This is a genomic window from Paraburkholderia sp. RL17-383-BIF-A (genome assembly GCF_046028015.1).
In the GTDB taxonomy this organism is placed as follows: Bacteria; Pseudomonadota; Gammaproteobacteria; order Burkholderiales; family Burkholderiaceae; genus Paraburkholderia.
Genome location: NZ_JARESR010000009.1, coordinates 189,405 through 204,849 on the forward strand (window position 1 = coordinate 189,405; position 15,445 = coordinate 204,849).

14 protein-coding genes are annotated in these 15,445 nt (G+C 59.3%); 11 read left to right on the forward strand and 3 right to left on the reverse strand.

Annotation, left to right across the window (positions count from 1 at the left end; genetic code table 11):
- Positions 1 to 126: 126 nt before the first annotated feature.
- From P0D71_RS13595 to P0D71_RS13610, 4 genes are all read left to right on the forward strand, one after another.
- Positions 127 to 1,035, forward strand: coding sequence for a LysR substrate-binding domain-containing protein (locus P0D71_RS13595; RefSeq protein WP_408184749.1), 909 nt, complete (start codon positions 127 to 129; stop codon positions 1,033 to 1,035).
- A gap of 180 nt (positions 1,036 to 1,215) precedes the next feature.
- Entirely contained in the window at positions 1,216 to 2,574 is a 1,359-nt protein-coding gene (locus tag P0D71_RS13600; RefSeq protein ID WP_408480438.1) for an NAD(P)H-dependent oxidoreductase, read from the forward strand.
- A 36-nt stretch (positions 2,575 to 2,610) separates the two neighbouring features.
- Complete coding sequence (locus tag P0D71_RS13605) at positions 2,611 to 2,922, forward strand: putative quinol monooxygenase (RefSeq protein WP_408184750.1); 312 nt, start codon at positions 2,611 to 2,613, stop codon at positions 2,920 to 2,922.
- The gene (locus P0D71_RS13610; RefSeq protein WP_408184751.1) at positions 2,919 to 3,812 is read left to right on the forward strand and encodes an NAD(P)-dependent oxidoreductase; all 894 of its coding nucleotides are present in this window, start codon (positions 2,919 to 2,921) and stop codon (positions 3,810 to 3,812) included. The genes P0D71_RS13605 and P0D71_RS13610 overlap by 4 nt, the downstream gene beginning before the upstream one ends.
- Positions 3,813 to 4,609: 797 nt before the next feature.
- Here the strand turns inward: P0D71_RS13610 and P0D71_RS13615 are convergent.
- Both P0D71_RS13615 and P0D71_RS13620 read right to left on the reverse strand, forming a co-directional pair.
- Positions 4,610 to 4,990 (reverse strand): helix-turn-helix domain-containing protein, encoded by a 381-nt coding sequence (locus P0D71_RS13615; RefSeq protein ID WP_408480440.1) that lies wholly within the window; start codon positions 4,988 to 4,990, stop codon positions 4,610 to 4,612.
- Between the two features lie 1,051 nt (positions 4,991 to 6,041).
- Entirely contained in the window at positions 6,042 to 6,941 is a 900-nt protein-coding gene (locus tag P0D71_RS13620; protein WP_408302922.1) for a LysR family transcriptional regulator, read from the reverse strand.
- Positions 6,942 to 7,382: 441 nt separating this feature from the next.
- Between P0D71_RS13620 and P0D71_RS13625 the strand changes: the two genes are divergently transcribed.
- The gene (locus P0D71_RS13625) at positions 7,383 to 8,483 is read left to right on the forward strand and encodes a Gfo/Idh/MocA family protein (protein WP_408480442.1); all 1,101 of its coding nucleotides are present in this window, start codon (positions 7,383 to 7,385) and stop codon (positions 8,481 to 8,483) included.
- Between the two features lie 426 nt (positions 8,484 to 8,909).
- On the opposite strand, the gene P0D71_RS13630 is transcribed toward P0D71_RS13625, so the two are convergent.
- A complete protein-coding gene (locus P0D71_RS13630; protein WP_408184755.1) occupies positions 8,910 to 9,791 on the reverse strand; it encodes a LysR family transcriptional regulator in 882 nt (293 codons plus the stop codon).
- A gap of 769 nt (positions 9,792 to 10,560) precedes the next feature.
- Here P0D71_RS13630 and P0D71_RS13635 point away from each other — a divergent pair.
- From P0D71_RS13635 to P0D71_RS13660, 6 genes are all read left to right on the forward strand, one after another.
- Positions 10,561 to 11,142, forward strand: a complete 582-nt coding sequence (locus tag P0D71_RS13635; RefSeq protein WP_408184756.1) for a UbiX family flavin prenyltransferase — start codon at positions 10,561 to 10,563, stop codon at positions 11,140 to 11,142.
- An 8-nt stretch (positions 11,143 to 11,150) separates the two neighbouring features.
- Complete coding sequence (locus tag P0D71_RS13640) at positions 11,151 to 12,572, forward strand: non-oxidative hydroxyarylic acid decarboxylases subunit C (protein ID WP_408302914.1); 1,422 nt, start codon at positions 11,151 to 11,153, stop codon at positions 12,570 to 12,572.
- An 11-nt stretch (positions 12,573 to 12,583) separates the two neighbouring features.
- Complete coding sequence (locus P0D71_RS13645) at positions 12,584 to 12,823, forward strand: non-oxidative hydroxyarylic acid decarboxylases subunit D (protein WP_408184758.1); 240 nt, start codon at positions 12,584 to 12,586, stop codon at positions 12,821 to 12,823.
- 123 nt (positions 12,824 to 12,946) lie between these two features.
- Positions 12,947 to 13,216, forward strand: a complete 270-nt coding sequence (locus P0D71_RS13650; RefSeq protein ID WP_408480444.1) for a DUF4148 domain-containing protein — start codon at positions 12,947 to 12,949, stop codon at positions 13,214 to 13,216.
- 643 nt (positions 13,217 to 13,859) lie between these two features.
- Positions 13,860 to 15,050, forward strand: coding sequence for a porin (locus P0D71_RS13655; RefSeq protein WP_408480446.1), 1,191 nt, complete (start codon positions 13,860 to 13,862; stop codon positions 15,048 to 15,050).
- A 65-nt stretch (positions 15,051 to 15,115) separates the two neighbouring features.
- Positions 15,116 to 15,286, forward strand: a complete 171-nt coding sequence (locus P0D71_RS13660) for a hypothetical protein (protein WP_408480448.1) — start codon at positions 15,116 to 15,118, stop codon at positions 15,284 to 15,286.
- The last annotated feature ends 159 nt before the right edge of the window (positions 15,287 to 15,445 follow it).

A 15,445-nucleotide genomic window follows, 5' to 3' on the forward strand; every position in this document is an offset into this window, starting at 1 on the left:
GTTGCGGCGCTTGTTCGACTCTTGTCGAGGCGCTGCCGGCCCTGCGTGTGCAAAATATAAGAGGCTTGTTGGTGAAGGACAATTCAATTATTTTGCGCAAAGGTGTAGCCAAACTAAAGGGTGATTATGTATCTGCCATTGCGGGCCATCAGTGTTTTTCATGCTGCGGCGAGTTCGGGGAGCATCTCTCGCGCAGCCGCGGAATTGAACGTCACGCCATCGGCCGTCAGCCAGCAAATCCAGTCGCTGGAGACTCACCTGGGCACGGCGTTGATGACGAAGGTCGGACGGGGTGTGGCATTGACCGAAGCAGGCGAGCGCTACTTCGCGATGATTTCAGAGGAGATCGATCGCATCGCGGATGCGACTCAGCGTATACGCGGGTTGCGCTCCGTCACGCTCCTGACCGTACGCGCGACTCCGACGCTCTCCACCAAGTTTCTCTTGCCGCGTCTGCGCTCGTTCCTCGACGGCCATCCCGATCTGGAGGTGCGCCTGAACGGCACCAATGAAATGACCGACTTCGCGCAGGAAGCAGTCGATATCGAGATCCGTCACGGCACCGGACAATGGCCGGGCGTCTACGTCGAGGCGCTGACCGAGGAGTCGTTCCTGCCGGTATGCTCGCCGGCGTACTGCGCGCCGTCGAGTCTCGATGCCGCCGATCTTCAGCGGCATCGGCTCATCTACTCGATCAAGTCGCAGGTCCAATGGCCACACTGGTTCTCGGTGGCGCGCGCGGCGCCGCTCGATCCGGGGCAGCGCGTGCTGTTCGATCGCAGCCATATGGCGATCGATGCCGCCGTGGACGGCATCGGCATCGCGCTCGAAAGCACGCTCATGATGTGGCGCGAACTGCGCGACGGCACGTTGATCTGCCCGGTGCGCAAGCCTCCGGCGATCCGCCTGACGACGCAGTGGATCGTCTGCCCGTTCGAGCATCTGCACAAGAAGAAAGTGATCCTGTTCCTCGATTGGCTGCGCGCCGAACGTGCCGCCTGGCAATCGGCGTCCCAGCTTCCCGCCGCCCGCTGATGTTGAAGCCTGGCTAACAAATCGCCTCGGAAATGTTAATTGTTCTGTCAGAAGCCCCTGACTACACTTGCTCGCAAGTAAGGCGCACCGCTGTCATGCCTTCGATCACGCCACCCCGGCCAATCACCGCGCGCCGCGTTCGCGGCCACGATCCATAGTCTCGACCACAAAGGATTGCACATGAATCTCTCCAGTCTGCTCCAGGCACGCAACGCATCCGGACGCCCCGTTCGCGTCGGCCTGATCGGCGCCGGCAAGTTCGGCTCGATGGTGCTGTCGCAGGCCCGTCATATCGAAGGGCTGCATGTCGTGGGCGTCGCCGATCTCGACGTCGGCAAGGCGCGCGCATCGCTTGCGCGAGTTGGCTGGCCGGCCGACCAATACGGCGCACGTACCCTCTCCGATGCCGTCAAGACCGGCGCTACGTGCGTCCTCGACGATGCCGCCGCGCTCGCCGCGTGCGATGAAATCGAATGCATCATCGAAGCGACGGGCCATCCGATTGCCGGTGTGCGTCACGCATTGGCCGCGATCGAAGGTAACAAGCACGTAGTCATGGTCAACGTCGAGGCCGACGCGATGTGCGGCCCGCTGCTCGCCGCGCGCGCTCGCGAACGCGGCCTCGTCTACAGCATGGCGTACGGCGACCAGCCCGCGATCATCTGCGAACTCGTCGACTGGGTGCGCTCGTGCGGATTCGAGCTGACCTCCGCCGGCAAGGGCATGAACTTCGAACCGCGCTATCGCTATTCGACGCCGGACACCGTGTGGAGCTTCTTCGGATGGACCGATGAGGAAGTGGCCAAGGGCGACTTCAACCCGAAGATGTACAACTCCTTCACCGACGGCACCAAGGCCGCGATCGAGATGGCGGCGGTCGCGAACGGCACGGGCCTCGATTGCCCGGACAACGGCCTCGCGTTTCCTCCCGCCGGCCTGCACGATCTGGCGCGCGTATTCCGGCCAGCGGAAGATGGCGGACGCTTGTCGCGCAGCGGTCTCGTTGACATCGCCGCCAGCCAGGAGCCGGACGGCCGCGAAGTGTTCAATAACATTCGCTACGGCGTGTTCGTCACGTTCAAGGCTCCGAACGAATACGCGCGCGCTTGCTTCAAGCAATACGGCCTGCTCGTCGATCCGACCGGCTGGTACGGCTCGATGTGGCGCCCGTTCCACATGATCGGCCTCGAAACCAGCGTGAGCGTACTGTCGGCGGTACTTCGCGGCGAAGCGACGGGGTCGTCGAAGGAATTCCGGGGCGACGCCGTGGCGACCGCCAAGCGCGACCTCAAGCCAGGCGAGATGCTCGACGGCGAAGGCGGCTACGCGGTCTGGGCCAATGCAATCCCGGCGTCGAAGAGCCTGGCCATCGGCGGCCTGCCGATCGGGCTCGCGCACAACGTTAGGCTCAAGCGTCCGGTCGCCAAGGACACCATCGTGCGCTTCGAGGACGTCGAACTGGAACGCGATCTCGATGTCGTCGCGCTGCGTCGCGAGATGGAACAAAGTGCGCTCGGCAAGCCGGCGAAGGCAGCGTGAGGCGCGCACATCATGGCATCGAATGGAGAGTCCAGCATGGATAGCGGAACCGAAGCGTTCGTGGTCGTCGCGGAGTTCGAAGTGAAGGCCGATTGCGTTCGCGACTTCCTCGCGCTTGCGCGCGACGACGCCCGGCACTCGCTCGCCGACGAGCCCGGCTGCCGGCAGTTCGATATCGTCCAGCTCGACGAGACGCCGGCGCGCGTCATGTTCTACGAAGTCTACGACGACCGCGCCGCGTTCGACACGCACTTGCAGACGCCGCACCTCGATCGATTTCGTGCCGGCTTTCCAGCGCTGATCGTGGCGGAGCGCCCCGTGCGCTTCGGCCGCCGCGAGCCTGCATGATGCGCGCGAGCCTCGCAGTAGGCTTCATCGGCACGGGCATCATGGGCTTGCCGATGGCCCGGCGCATCGCTGGCGCCGGCTACCGGGTCGCGGCGTGGAACCGTACTCGCGAGAAGGCGGCGCCGCTCGCCGGGGCGGGCATCGAGGTAGTCGGGCACTCGAGCGAAGCCGCGCGCGATGCGGATGTCGTGATCTGCATGCTCAGCTCCGGCCCCGCATGCGACGATATCCTGCTCGGTGACGACGGCATCATCGCGAGGATGCGCGCGGGCAGCGTGCTGATCGTGATGAGCTCGATTCCCGTCGATACCGCGCAGCGCCATGCGCAAGCCGCGACTGCGCGCGACATCGGCTATCTCGATGCGCCCGTCTCCGGCGGCGAGAAAGGCGCGCAGGATGGCACGCTCGCGATCATGGCAGGCGGTGAAGCGCCGGTCTTCGAAGGCGTGCGCGCCGTGCTGCAGACGATGGGCCGTCCGACGCGCATCGGACCGGCCGGTACAGGGCAGCTCGCGAAGCTCGTCAACCAGATGATGGTCGCGAGCACGATCGCGACGGTCGCCGAAGCGATGCTGCTTGCGGAGCGCGGCGGCGCCGATCCTGCGCAGGTTCGCGCGGCGCTGCTCGGCGGATTCGCCGACTCGACCATCCTGCGCCAGCACGCGGCGCGCATGATCACGCGGGATTTCGCGCCGGGCGGCCCAGCCAAGTATCAAATCAAGGATACGAAGACGGCGCTCGGTTTCGCGCAAAGCGTGGGGCTGGAGTTGCCGGTACTGGGGCTCGTCGATGGCCTCTTCACCGACATGGTCGAACATGGCGACGGGGAGCTGGACCACAGCGCACTGATTCGGGAACTGCGCAGGCGCAACGGCTTGCCGGTGTCATGACACTGGACCGAACGGATTTTTGATTCAACACGCACCACGCGTCGTTCCACGCTCTCTTCCGGGAGGCCGTAAGAGATTACGGCCGGTATTGATACATACATGCCGTATCCGCACGCTTGCGCCACGTACCACACGCGGTTTATATCGCGTCTGTAGAACGAAGCGGCGAAGCCGAATTTGGCGTAACTTGCCATGCGCGCGATTTCTCATCGCGGATTTGAAAAAAATCGGTAGCGACGTCCGTCACGAAGCCAGCCATCCACAACCCGACTCGCTTTACGGCTCGTTGGATGATCGCCACGGCCATGAAGTAACCCCGTCAATCGCGCGGCCGCTTACGGGGCGGAAGCGACTTCTGAGCGTCCGAGCGGCGCGTCGGACGAACGTCGGTTTATGGCCGACTGTACTCGTTCAGCAACCGGCACGGTGAGCAGCCATTCGCAGGTTCGCTCGACGCCAACGGCCGCTTTGTGGCGTCCTCGCCGAACGGATACCGGTCCTTTCCATCGTGCAGTTGAATGACCGCATAGCTGTATGTAAGAGACATCGCTCTCCTGTCAGCTCGAAGCGCGCTCTTTCAGAATTTCATTCGGAACAGATAGTGCTGAGCCGGCCCCAGGGGATCGGTCCATACCTCACTTGCGACATTGGCGTTGCAATCGCGCGTTGCTTCGACGACGGTCGATGCGCGCCCCGCACAACGTGCTGCGCCAGGGCATCAACATACGGCGCTTGCCTGCCGGCAAGACACTGCAAGATTATCGGTCACTTGCTGACAATCCAGCGCGTGTTCGAGGTCACACCTTGAAGCATCGCGGCAGACCATGTCCGTACTTCCGGAACAGCCGGGCGAGATACGACGGCGAATCGAGCCCGACGGCTGCCGCGGCCATAACGACCGTCACGCCGGGTGTTTGCAACAGAAGCGAAGCGTGACGCACACGTTGCTGCGATTGATAGTCGACGATGGATTCGCCGGTCACGTCGCGAAACATTCGCGTCAACGTGCGTCGCGGCAGGCCGAATTCATAAGCGATGCGATCGAGGCTGATGGATTGATCGAGTGTCGAATCGAGAAACGTCTGGATGTCTTTCACGAGTTCCCGGCGTGCGTCGACGGCCGTCAAGGGCACATGTTTCGGGGTAAGTCCCGCCTCGACGCATGTGGCGGCCACCATCCTCGCAGTCAGATCCCTGCGATAGGCAGCGAGTTCCCCGCCACTGCGAGCACCCGTTTCGGTGGCGAGGCGGACTGCATTGAGAAGCGGTAACGGCGCGGACCAGATTGATATTCGCGCGCAAGAGAGCGTTCTGTGCCTTCGACGCGGATGTTGAGCGGTTCTGACAGCTGTCCCTTGACGAGGTCAAGAACACGGCCATTTCTTACCATCAAGTGTTCCAAATTCGTCCTCCGATAGATATGTAGTCCTCGCATCGGCGCCGTCACTGGAAGTGCACGGACCGATGGCTTAGATTGAGTCCATGGTAAAAATTAAAAAATTCCATGCGAAGTGATTCTTTCTCATGACCCGATTCCTCAAAAGCATTGGGTAGTCACCTTGATCGACTATCTATGCAGCGCGTCAATAAAAAATCAGACAGTACATATGTATAGGATTACATATCTATTGATATCCAGTATCAAAAAAAAGATCGTCGGAGGGGAATGAACTGCCGGTCTTGATCGCCGTGCGCAGGCTCAGGTTGAGCGATTTGATGACAATCGTAACCGGCATGACATAGCCACTGACTCACGGTCCCGCGACGAACGGTTCAGGCGTTTGGATGTGACCATCCGCGACAAGGGGTGCTGGGTAGCACTTCGGGTGGGATTGCGTTCTTTCACGTGAGCCGCGAGTTCGAATTAGCACTTGGCAGCCCCTGCGACCCGCTGGGTTGCGCAGTGAGCGCGAATCCGTCGCTGTCCTGCTGTCCCATCGGCTCCTGACAGTCATCTGAACGGGAGACGATCATGCCAATCCACTATGCGGTGGACAAAAGTTTTAATCCGATACCGAAGTAGCAGGCATTGGCGCGCGGTACGATGGCTTGACGGCTTACGAAGCTCGTAAGCAAGGATCGGTCTCTTGAGATCGACTTTGATGACGCTCCGGCAATCGCTGACAAGACACAGTTTTGAGTGTCCTAGTGCCCGCAAGCTATTGCTTGTCGGCCTGAACAGCTATCGGATGCTGCTTCCACGTGTACCTGAAAGCAACCACACGCTCATCAGTCCACAAGGCCAACCTTGAAGCGCTCTACAGCGAAGTCGACGAAAGCTCGGACCTTCGGTGTCATCTGCTTACTGCTTGGCCACAGAATCCAGAATACGGTCGACCGGGTCATGTGCCTGTCGAGCACCGTCTTCAACCGACCAGCGGCGAGTGCCTCTTTTATCGCAAAATCGGGAAGACACGTTATTCCACGACCGGCTTGCGCAAGGTAGAGCAGTGCTTCAAGGCTGCTAACCACCACGGTCATTGGCAATGCTAATTCTCCTGCGGCCGTTCGCGAGTGACGAACGGGCCAAGGCTCAAGCCTGCCAGAAGAGGGGTACCGGTAGTGCAAACAAGCGTGATTCGTTAGTTCGGCGGCCTTTGTTGGTTCACCTCGTTCGGCCAGGTAGGCTGGAGCCGCCACCAAATGCAGCCTGAACGCCCCTAGCCGCTTTGACATCAAGCGCGAGTCATTCAGTTCGCCGCCACGGATGACGACATCCAGGCCCTCATCAATGACGTCGGAGACGCGGTCGGTAATGTCCAGGTCTAGTTCAATGTCGGGGTAAGCCTGCATAAACGCCGAGATCACCGGTAATGGCAAGCCACCGGCCAACGGGAGACCTATTTTCAAGCGCCCGCGCGGCTCGTCCGACATGGCTGAAAGTTCGTTTTCCGCGCTGTCGATTTCTACCATGATGCGTTGGCATCGCTCCAGAAATACCTGGCCCTCCGAGGTGAGCTTGACGGAGCGCGTGCTGCGTTGAAAGAGGCGAACGCCGACCCGCTCCTCTAGCCGCGAAATACTTTTGCTGACAGCGGACGGGGTCAGACCTAAGGTGCGCCCCGCGCCAACGAAGCTCTCAGCCAACGCAGTCTGTACAAACACTTCAACGCCGCTTAATTTATCCATCCTCTACCTTTAATGACAAAAATTCACTTAAATAATGAAGGGGCACCCACTTTATCTATCAGTGGCGTAAGCCTAGCATTGGACTTGGAAAAGGGCTATGCAACCTGGCTGCGGCAAAGAACGGGGGCGAACGTAAATGTCCGCCGTGGACAAAAACAGTCAGCATAGCCGTGAGCGTCCGAGGACGTCGTACGGGTCTCTCCGCCCGGTTCGAGGGTTGCGCTTTTGGCGACCCGGCCACAACCGCCGCCATCCTGAACATGGCGGACAGCCTAGAGTCCGCTGCGCGTGGCTTTGGACTGGGGGCACCATGCCGCAGATCGTTGGGGCTTACAGCGCTAAGTTCGCGACATGGCATTAATGGAAATGCGGGTCCATAGCGGCTCAAGGCGAATACGGTTCCGTGCCGAGCCTTCACTTTAATTCGAGAAGAGACTAATCATGAAAGAACAGCGTATTCGCGTCGGCATCATCGGTACCGGCGGCTGGGCCCGGTATGGCCACATTCCCGTCCTGCAGTCCCTCGAAGGCTTTGACGTTGTCGCTCTTGCTGGACGCAATAAGGAAAAGGTTCAGAAATATGCAGACGAGTTTGGCATCGGCATGGCGTACGGCAATGCTGAAGAATTGATCGCGCATCCCGCTATCGACCTTGTCGTGGTGCTCGCGCCCACACCGGAGCATGGCCGACTATCCGCTGCGGCCATCGCCGCAGGCAAGGATGTGTATTCCGAGTGGCCCCTGTCTACAAGCACTGCCGAGTCAGAGCGGATCCTAGCGCAAGCCCAGGCGCAGGGCGTGAAGCATGTCATCGGCCTGCAACGGCGATTCTCGCCTGCGGTGCGCTATCTGAAGCATCTGATGCAGGAAAATTACGTTGGCACCTTGCGCGGGGTGCGCATGTCGGTTGGGGTAGACGCGTTCGGTCCGGTGATGCCAGATGCCGTCAAATGGGTGCTCGAGGACGCAAACTTCACACACCTGCTGCCGATCTATGGCGGTCATTTCCATGACGTCCTGTTCAGCACGGTGGGTTTCCCCAAGCAACTCGCGGCAATAACGAAGGTCCAATTTCCCATGACGACCCTTGCCGAAACGGGGCAGCAGGTGCCGTATTCAAGTGCGAACGAAGTTATTGTCATGGGGACGCTGGAGGGTAGCGCGCTCTTTTCGATCCAGCTCGAAGGTGGTCAGGCTCACCGTACCGGCCTGCAGATCGACATTACGGGCACCGAGGGCGTGCTCCGCATGACAAACCCGCACGCGTTCCAGAACCAGTCAGACCACAGGATTGAAGGCATGAAGCACGGCGCCGCAACTTTTGCGGAATTGCCGGTTCCCGCCGAATTTGCATTCTTGCCGACGGCCGGCATGGACGCCAGCGCCCTGGATGTCGCCTACCTGTACAGCGCGTACGCCAGAGACAAGGCTAGTGGGACAAATGAGGCCACCAGCTTCGAGGACGCGGTGCGTCAGCACCGCCTGATCGACCGGATCAACGCCAGCTCGGCAGCATTCTTCGCGGCAAATGACGCGCCATGAGTGGGTGGCGAGCGCAGTCGGCTTGCCGCCAAATTGCGGGGTGGCCTACGTCTAATGAGGGGCTGAACCGGCCGATGCATTCGCCATCGCCGCTCCCGGATGCGTCGCACGTGAAATCGGCCAGATGGCGCGGGCCGTGCTCCGCAATCCACCTTAGTGGTTCCGTGCGGGGCTCGCATGCAATGGCCGCTAGCGAGCAGAACAGCGTGCAAATTGCTGTCCGGTTCATACCACCCTAGGTAGCCCAAAGGATACTGGCTTCCGATAGCAACATCCAGCTCCCGCACGCATCTGAAACTTCGCCAAACCGCGAAGTTCCGCGATGCGGCTAGCCAGATCCTATCTCGAAGCCGAGCGGTGAACCGCCGCCCCAGTTCGCCGCGAGGCCAAATGTCAGATGCTTGGCGCGAGGTTGTTAAACCTGCACTAAAAGATCGACGTACAGACAGCGATCGCACGCTGAACCGCAGGTAAAAATCGGCGGCCCATGCCGTGCACAAGTGCGAAGCTTTCCGAACCCGTCTGACTGACAATCTGGCGCGCAATGAGTGAGTCCGGAAAACCATCGAGACTCCACACAGGCAGGACACCGACACCAACATTGTGCTGAACAAGCGCAATGATTGCAGGCACGTCGGAGCTATCGGCAACAATGTTGCACTGGGCATCCACGGAACGAAATTCCTGAAGGACGCGTTCGTAGAAGCCGGGGCCGGAACTCCGCCGAAGAACAACCAGCCGCTTCCCTGAGAGATTTGCAAAACTAAGACTAGGTGCTCGTGCCAGGTCGTCGTTCGTTCGCCGATATAGAGCCGCGAACTGAAGCTCCGCCAAAGGATGAACGGCAAGTGCAGGATTTGACACGGGCAGGTGCGTGAGGGCGAAATCGATCGCCCGACGCTCAATCATATCTTCGAGCAAGCGTGGCTCGCCCTGATGGAGGGAGAAGGTGACCGACGGTAGCTCTGCACCTAGAGCTGCGACGGTACGCGCAACGGGCTCGATCCCTGCGGCGACGAACCCTACCCTGACTCGACCACTCACGCCCCGACCAAGGGCCGCCATTTCCTCGCCGATTTCGTTCGCACTATTCAACAGCTGACAAGCACGCTCGTAAAGCGCGAGTCCGGTGTCAGTCACCAAAAGCCCGCGGCCTGTGCGTTCAAACAGAGAAACGCCCCATAGCGCCTCCAGCTGTTTAATCGATACGCTCAAGGGCGGTTGCGCAATATGCAGCACCTCTGAGGCGGCCGCGAGCGATCGGTGCTCGACAACCGTCTTGAAGTACAGAAGCTGACGCAGATTCATCCCCAAGCCTCGTTCTGATGGGCAACGGTAATGATACCCCGAAGGAGCGCGCCGAAAGACCGCGTTCCGATTTTTATAAGGATGATTACAAGTTTCGTACTGGCGCAAACCTTCGCCGAAGCGTTACCTTGCCTGCATGAATGAGGAAAAAATCAACCACGCCCCCATGATTGCTCCGATTCAACCGCGTGGCGTGCACGAGCCGTCACTAGTTTTGCCAATAAGTGTCGCGACAGTTATCAACGGCCGAAACCTCGAATCCAAATGCGAGACCGCTATCGAGCTTCTGACTCACGAGGACGCCGGCTTCCCTCATGTCGCTCACCTAAGTTCGGGTGAGCTTCAGCTTGACACGCAGGGACGGCTACGCGTTGCGTTGTGGTCGTCGTCGCAAACCACCGCAAATCTTCGTCGCACATGTGTAACCACCTTAATGTTCGCTTGTCCTGATGGGCTCTATGAAGTTCGCTGCCGTTGTATTGCGTCCACGCTGCTACCGGGTCACGCTGCACTCCACGCTTTCCTCCTGCAACCAATAAGCATCCGGGACAAATCCGCTCCCTACGCGCAGGTGCTCTCGGGGATCCGTTATCGCCTCGTTGACCGCGATACCACTTTGCAGCGCTGGTACGCCGTGCAGGCTGCACTTTCCGGCTGTTTTTGACGCATGTGTGCCGTGCCATACGCGTTTCGTATCAGTGGTTATGGCAACGGTAATAGCCCCCCGACGACCTGGTCTCTAGAATCTTAATCAATCAGGGAGGTCGTTATGAAACGCATCGTCGTGGGCATTACGGGCGCTACAGGCGCACCGGTTGCCGTGCGGATATTAAAGTTCTTGCGGGACATGGACGTCCAGGTGCATCTCGTCGTTTCTCAATGGGCGCGGGCAACACTGCAGCAAGAGTGCGGCATCAGTGTTCGGGCACTTTCAGAGTATGCACACACCGTCCACGACGCCCGGGACCAGGGCGCATCAATATCGAGTGGCTCGTTTCATACAGATGGAATGATCATTGTTCCCTGCAGCATGAAGACGCTAGCTGCAATCCGCGTCGGTTATGCAGACAACCTCATCGCCCGCTCTGCCGATGTCACCCTCAAAGAGCGTCGTAAGCTGATCATCGTGGCACGCGAGACGCCGCTTAGCTCAATTCACCTCGAGAACATGCTGCATCTCTCCAACCTTGGAGCGGTCATCTTTCCGCCGACCCCCGCCTTTTACAACAACCCAGCCAATCTCGACGAGATGCTGGACCACCTTGCGGTCCGCATTCTCGATCAGTTCCACCTAGATCACCCGGCCGCAAAACGATGGACGGGGATGAAACAGGTTCTTCAACAGGAGTAGAAAACACCATGGCATATCAGGACTTGCGCACCTATCTGGACGCGCTCGCCAAAGAAGGACAACTCATCCAGCTCAAGGATCCGGTTCTTCCCGAGCCGGATATCAGCGCGGCGGCCTGCGCGGTCAACAAGCTTGGCGAAACTGCACCTGCCTTGCTTTTTGACAACATCCAGGGCTACACGGACGCACGCATTGCGATGAACGTTCACGGTTCCTGGTACAACCACGCCCTTATGCTGGGCATGCCTAAAGAGACACCCCTAAAGGAACAGTTCCACGAGTTCGTCCGCCGTTACGAGACCTATCCCGGTGTCGTCGACGAACGCGAAACTGCGCCGTGGCAAGAAGTTGTCGTCGACAAAGACATCAACCTGTTTGACATCCTTCCGCTGTTCCGCCTCAATCATGGCGACGGCGGCTTCTATATCGACAAGGCGTGCATCGTGTCGCGTGATGTCACCGATTGGGAAAATCCCAACACACAGAATGTCGGGATGTATCGCCTTCAGGTGAAAGGAAAGAATCGCATCGGTATCCAACCGGTGCCTGCACACGACATCGCGATTCATCTGCGCAAAGCCGAGGAGATTGGCGAAGATCTGCCCATTGCAATCTGCATCGGTAACGACCCGCTGATCAGCACAGTCGCCGCGATGCCTATCCTCTATAACCAATCCGAATACGAGATGGCCGGCGCTCTCGCGCAAGAGCCGTATCCGGTCGTCAAAGCGCAACATACGGGACTGCAGGTTCCTTGGGGCTCGGAAATTGTGCTCGAGGGCAAGATTCTCTCGCGAGTGCGCGAAGGTGAGGGACCGTTTGGCGAGTTTACGGGTCATTACTCCGGTGCTCGCCAGATGCCGGTAGTCGAAATAACTAAGGTATCGCATCGTCGTAATCCTCTATTCGAGCATCTGTACCTTGGCATGCCGTGGACGGAAATCGACTACCTGATGGGTGTGAACACATGCGCTCCGCTACATGTCCAGCTGAAGGAAGCATTCCCGGAAGTACAGGCGGTCAACGCCCTGTACACCCATGGGCTCGTGGTCATCGTCTCGACGAAGCGACGCTTTGGTGGCTTCGCGAAAGGCGTCGGCATGCGTGTGCTGACAACGCCGCACGGCTTCGGTTACGCAAAGCTGGTGATCGTTGTGGACGAAACCATTGACCCGTTCAATTTGCCACAAGTGATGTGGGCGCTGTCGACGAAGTTCAATCCGCAGTATGACCTCGTTACGGTTCCGGGTCTGTCGGTCCTGCCGCTCGATCCCGCATCCGACCCGGCCGGTATGACGCACAAGCTCGTCATAGACGCGACGACCCCTGTTGCTCCAGAAGAGCACGGCCATTATTCACAGGAACTGAGCGATCCGATCAACACAGAAGAGTGGGTCGAGAAGTTGCGCAATATGCTCTCCCCGGCTTAAAGGAAAATAAAATGAGTAAGAAGCATGTCTGTCCCCGCTGCGAGTCCGTCAAGACGGAAACGTTGACGCAATCTCCCGTCCCCGGTGTGTGGGAGGTGTACCACTGCGAAGAATGCTTCTTCGCATGGCGCAGCACCGAGCCCGAGTTCATCACCGACCCGGCGAAGTACAACCCAGAGTTCAAGCTCAACCGTGCGGAGCTGGATAAGGCGGACGTAATGCCGGCAGTACCGCCGCTTCGCAACCTGTAACAGCTTGACCGCAGCTCATTGATAGATGCCCAGCGCTGCCTGGGCGTCTGAACGCCGGGAACACGGACGAATGACGCATGTGTCACCGTCTCATTATTTCAGAAACGTTTGAGGTTCCAAAAAATGAAGGTGCTTAACAAGGCAATCGCGGTACTTGGTGCACTGGTGCTGCCCGTTGCAGCTCTTGCGCAATCGTCACAACCCGTTTCCCGGGAGCAGGTCAAAGCCGAAATGTCTCAACTGGAGGCTGTCGGCTACAACCCCGCGAGCCGCAATGACGCCAGCTACCCTGCCGAAATCCAAGCGGCTCAGGCACGTCTCTCGGCCCCAGCAACCGCGGCAACCGATACGACGACGTCTTCATATTCCCCACCGATCGTAGTCAATCATTAAACTGAACGCGGGCCGTCTCGAGCGGCTGCGCCATACAAAACCGCGCATTGCAGCTACCCTCATGGTTTTTCGACATAGCCAATCAAGGCCTCGCAGCGCATGCAGCGCAATCGCGTCTGAATTCGGAATACAATGCCCCCAGCGGCTGACAGCTACAACGGTATCCCGCAATGTCGGTGCGTTCAAATACGCCAACAGACCTGCAACCGATATGCATTTGAAGTGTATCGGCTTCTTCCGCATTCACGCCTCAGCAACTACGAACCCTGATCGTTGACGTGCTTGACGCTGCCCCCTGAAACGCATAAGCGCACTATCGAGCACACCGAGGCGTCCCTCGGCGACACTGTGTTTGATGCTGTAACCGCCATCGTGCATCCCGCGGACACACACTCAAATCACTAGGCTAACGAGCCCCCGTGCGTGCGGATTTGGCAACCTAAGCCAAGTGTTTGGGCATCGCTCTTTTGAACGCAGGAAAATGCGCACCAGTCGGGGCAACATCGAGCCCAACACCCGAATGAGGAGCCTGACCTGTATTCGGGCTTGATAGGGACTACGGCCAGCCCACCACGTTGCCAATGCTAGCCGTCTCTGTCGGTGCTTTCGGCACTATGCAGAACCGCGCTGCCGACCACAACTGATGAAATTTATCTTGAGATTCAATCCCACTTACCTTCGCCGCCCACTAGTTCTTTGCGCCGCGGCCGTCTCGTTGCCCGCATCCGCGCAAAGTAGTGTCACCCTGTACGGGAACGTCGACGAAGCCATCGTGTACGCGAACAATCAGAACGGCCATTCGAACTTGTACCTGCGTCAAGGCAATCTGTATGCGTCCAAGTTCGGGTTCAAGGGGATGGAGGTGCTCAGTCCGACGTTGAGCGCGATTTTCGACTTGCAGCAGGGCTTCGATCCCGGAACCGGCGCCGAGCAAACGGCCGGGCTGGCTCTCAACCGCTATGCGTATGTCGGACTGCAGGACACACAGGCCGGTACGGTGGCTTTAGGCCGTCAGTACACACCGTACTATCTGCTCGTAGGCACGCTAGGGCCAGTGACCTACCTGACCGGAGCGACCGGCGCACATCCCGGCGATATCGACGGGTTCGATACCGACATTCGCGCAAACAATTCGGTAACGTACGCGTCCCCGTCGATCCATGGGATTCGGGGCAGCGTGCAGTACGGGTTCGGAGGCGTGCCCGGCAGCGTGCAACGTGGCAGTCTCATCAGCGCTGCGCTGCGGTATGACGGCGGTCCGCTCGCGATCGGGGCCGCCTATCTCAGGATGTACAACACGGGCAACACTGTTGGATTCGACCCGAACGGCAGCTCGCAATTTCCTCACTCAGCGCTGAACAACGGCTATCTGTCGGCACGAGTCGTCCAGCAGGTCGCGGCTGCCGCCAACTATACAGTTGGCGATTTCGTGTTCGGTCTGAGCTATTCGAACGTGGTTTATCAGCCGGATGGCAATTCGCTTTTCGGCGATGCCGCCGTGTTCAACACCTACGGTGCGCTGGTGAGTTATCGGGTGAGCACCGCGGTCGATTTAGCCGCTGGCTATAGCTACACGCGCGCGTCATCCGCCAATGGCATCGACGACGCGGCCCGCTACCAGCAGGTCTCGCTAAAGGAGCTGTACCACTTTTCCAAACGCACGACTTTGTATGCTTTGCAGGCCTATCAGCACGCCTCGGGTAAAACGCTCGGTGTTGGCGGTAGCGGCGATATCATCGATGCACGACCGATCGTTGGGGACTCGCAGAACACGACGCCATCGTCGACGCCGAATCAGTTTGTCGCGATGTTCGGGCTGGCTATCGCTTTCTGATAAACCGGGAGCTCGTCACCCTGAATTGCGCGCTCGAGGCGTTTCGCGACGGCCGCAGCGTTATCATGCACACTGCGCGCGATCCGCGCGTCGGCGAGATGCTGGACGCACTCTTGGCACAAGGCATGACCCGCGACGATGCGCGTCATCGCGGTGGCCGCACGCTCGGACAGCAGCTCGGAGGGATCGCGGATGCCGTGCTGAAGGCCCTGCAGTTGCGTCGTCTGATTCTGTAGGGCGGCGATACGTCAAGCCGAGTCACGCAGGTGCTCGGAACAGATGCGCTCGAAATCGACACGCGCCTGACGCTGGGGGCGCCCTTGTGTCGCGTGATCTCCGAAAAACTACGTCTGCGTGACCCCAAGGAGCACTGAGAGGCGGGCAGACAGGCGATG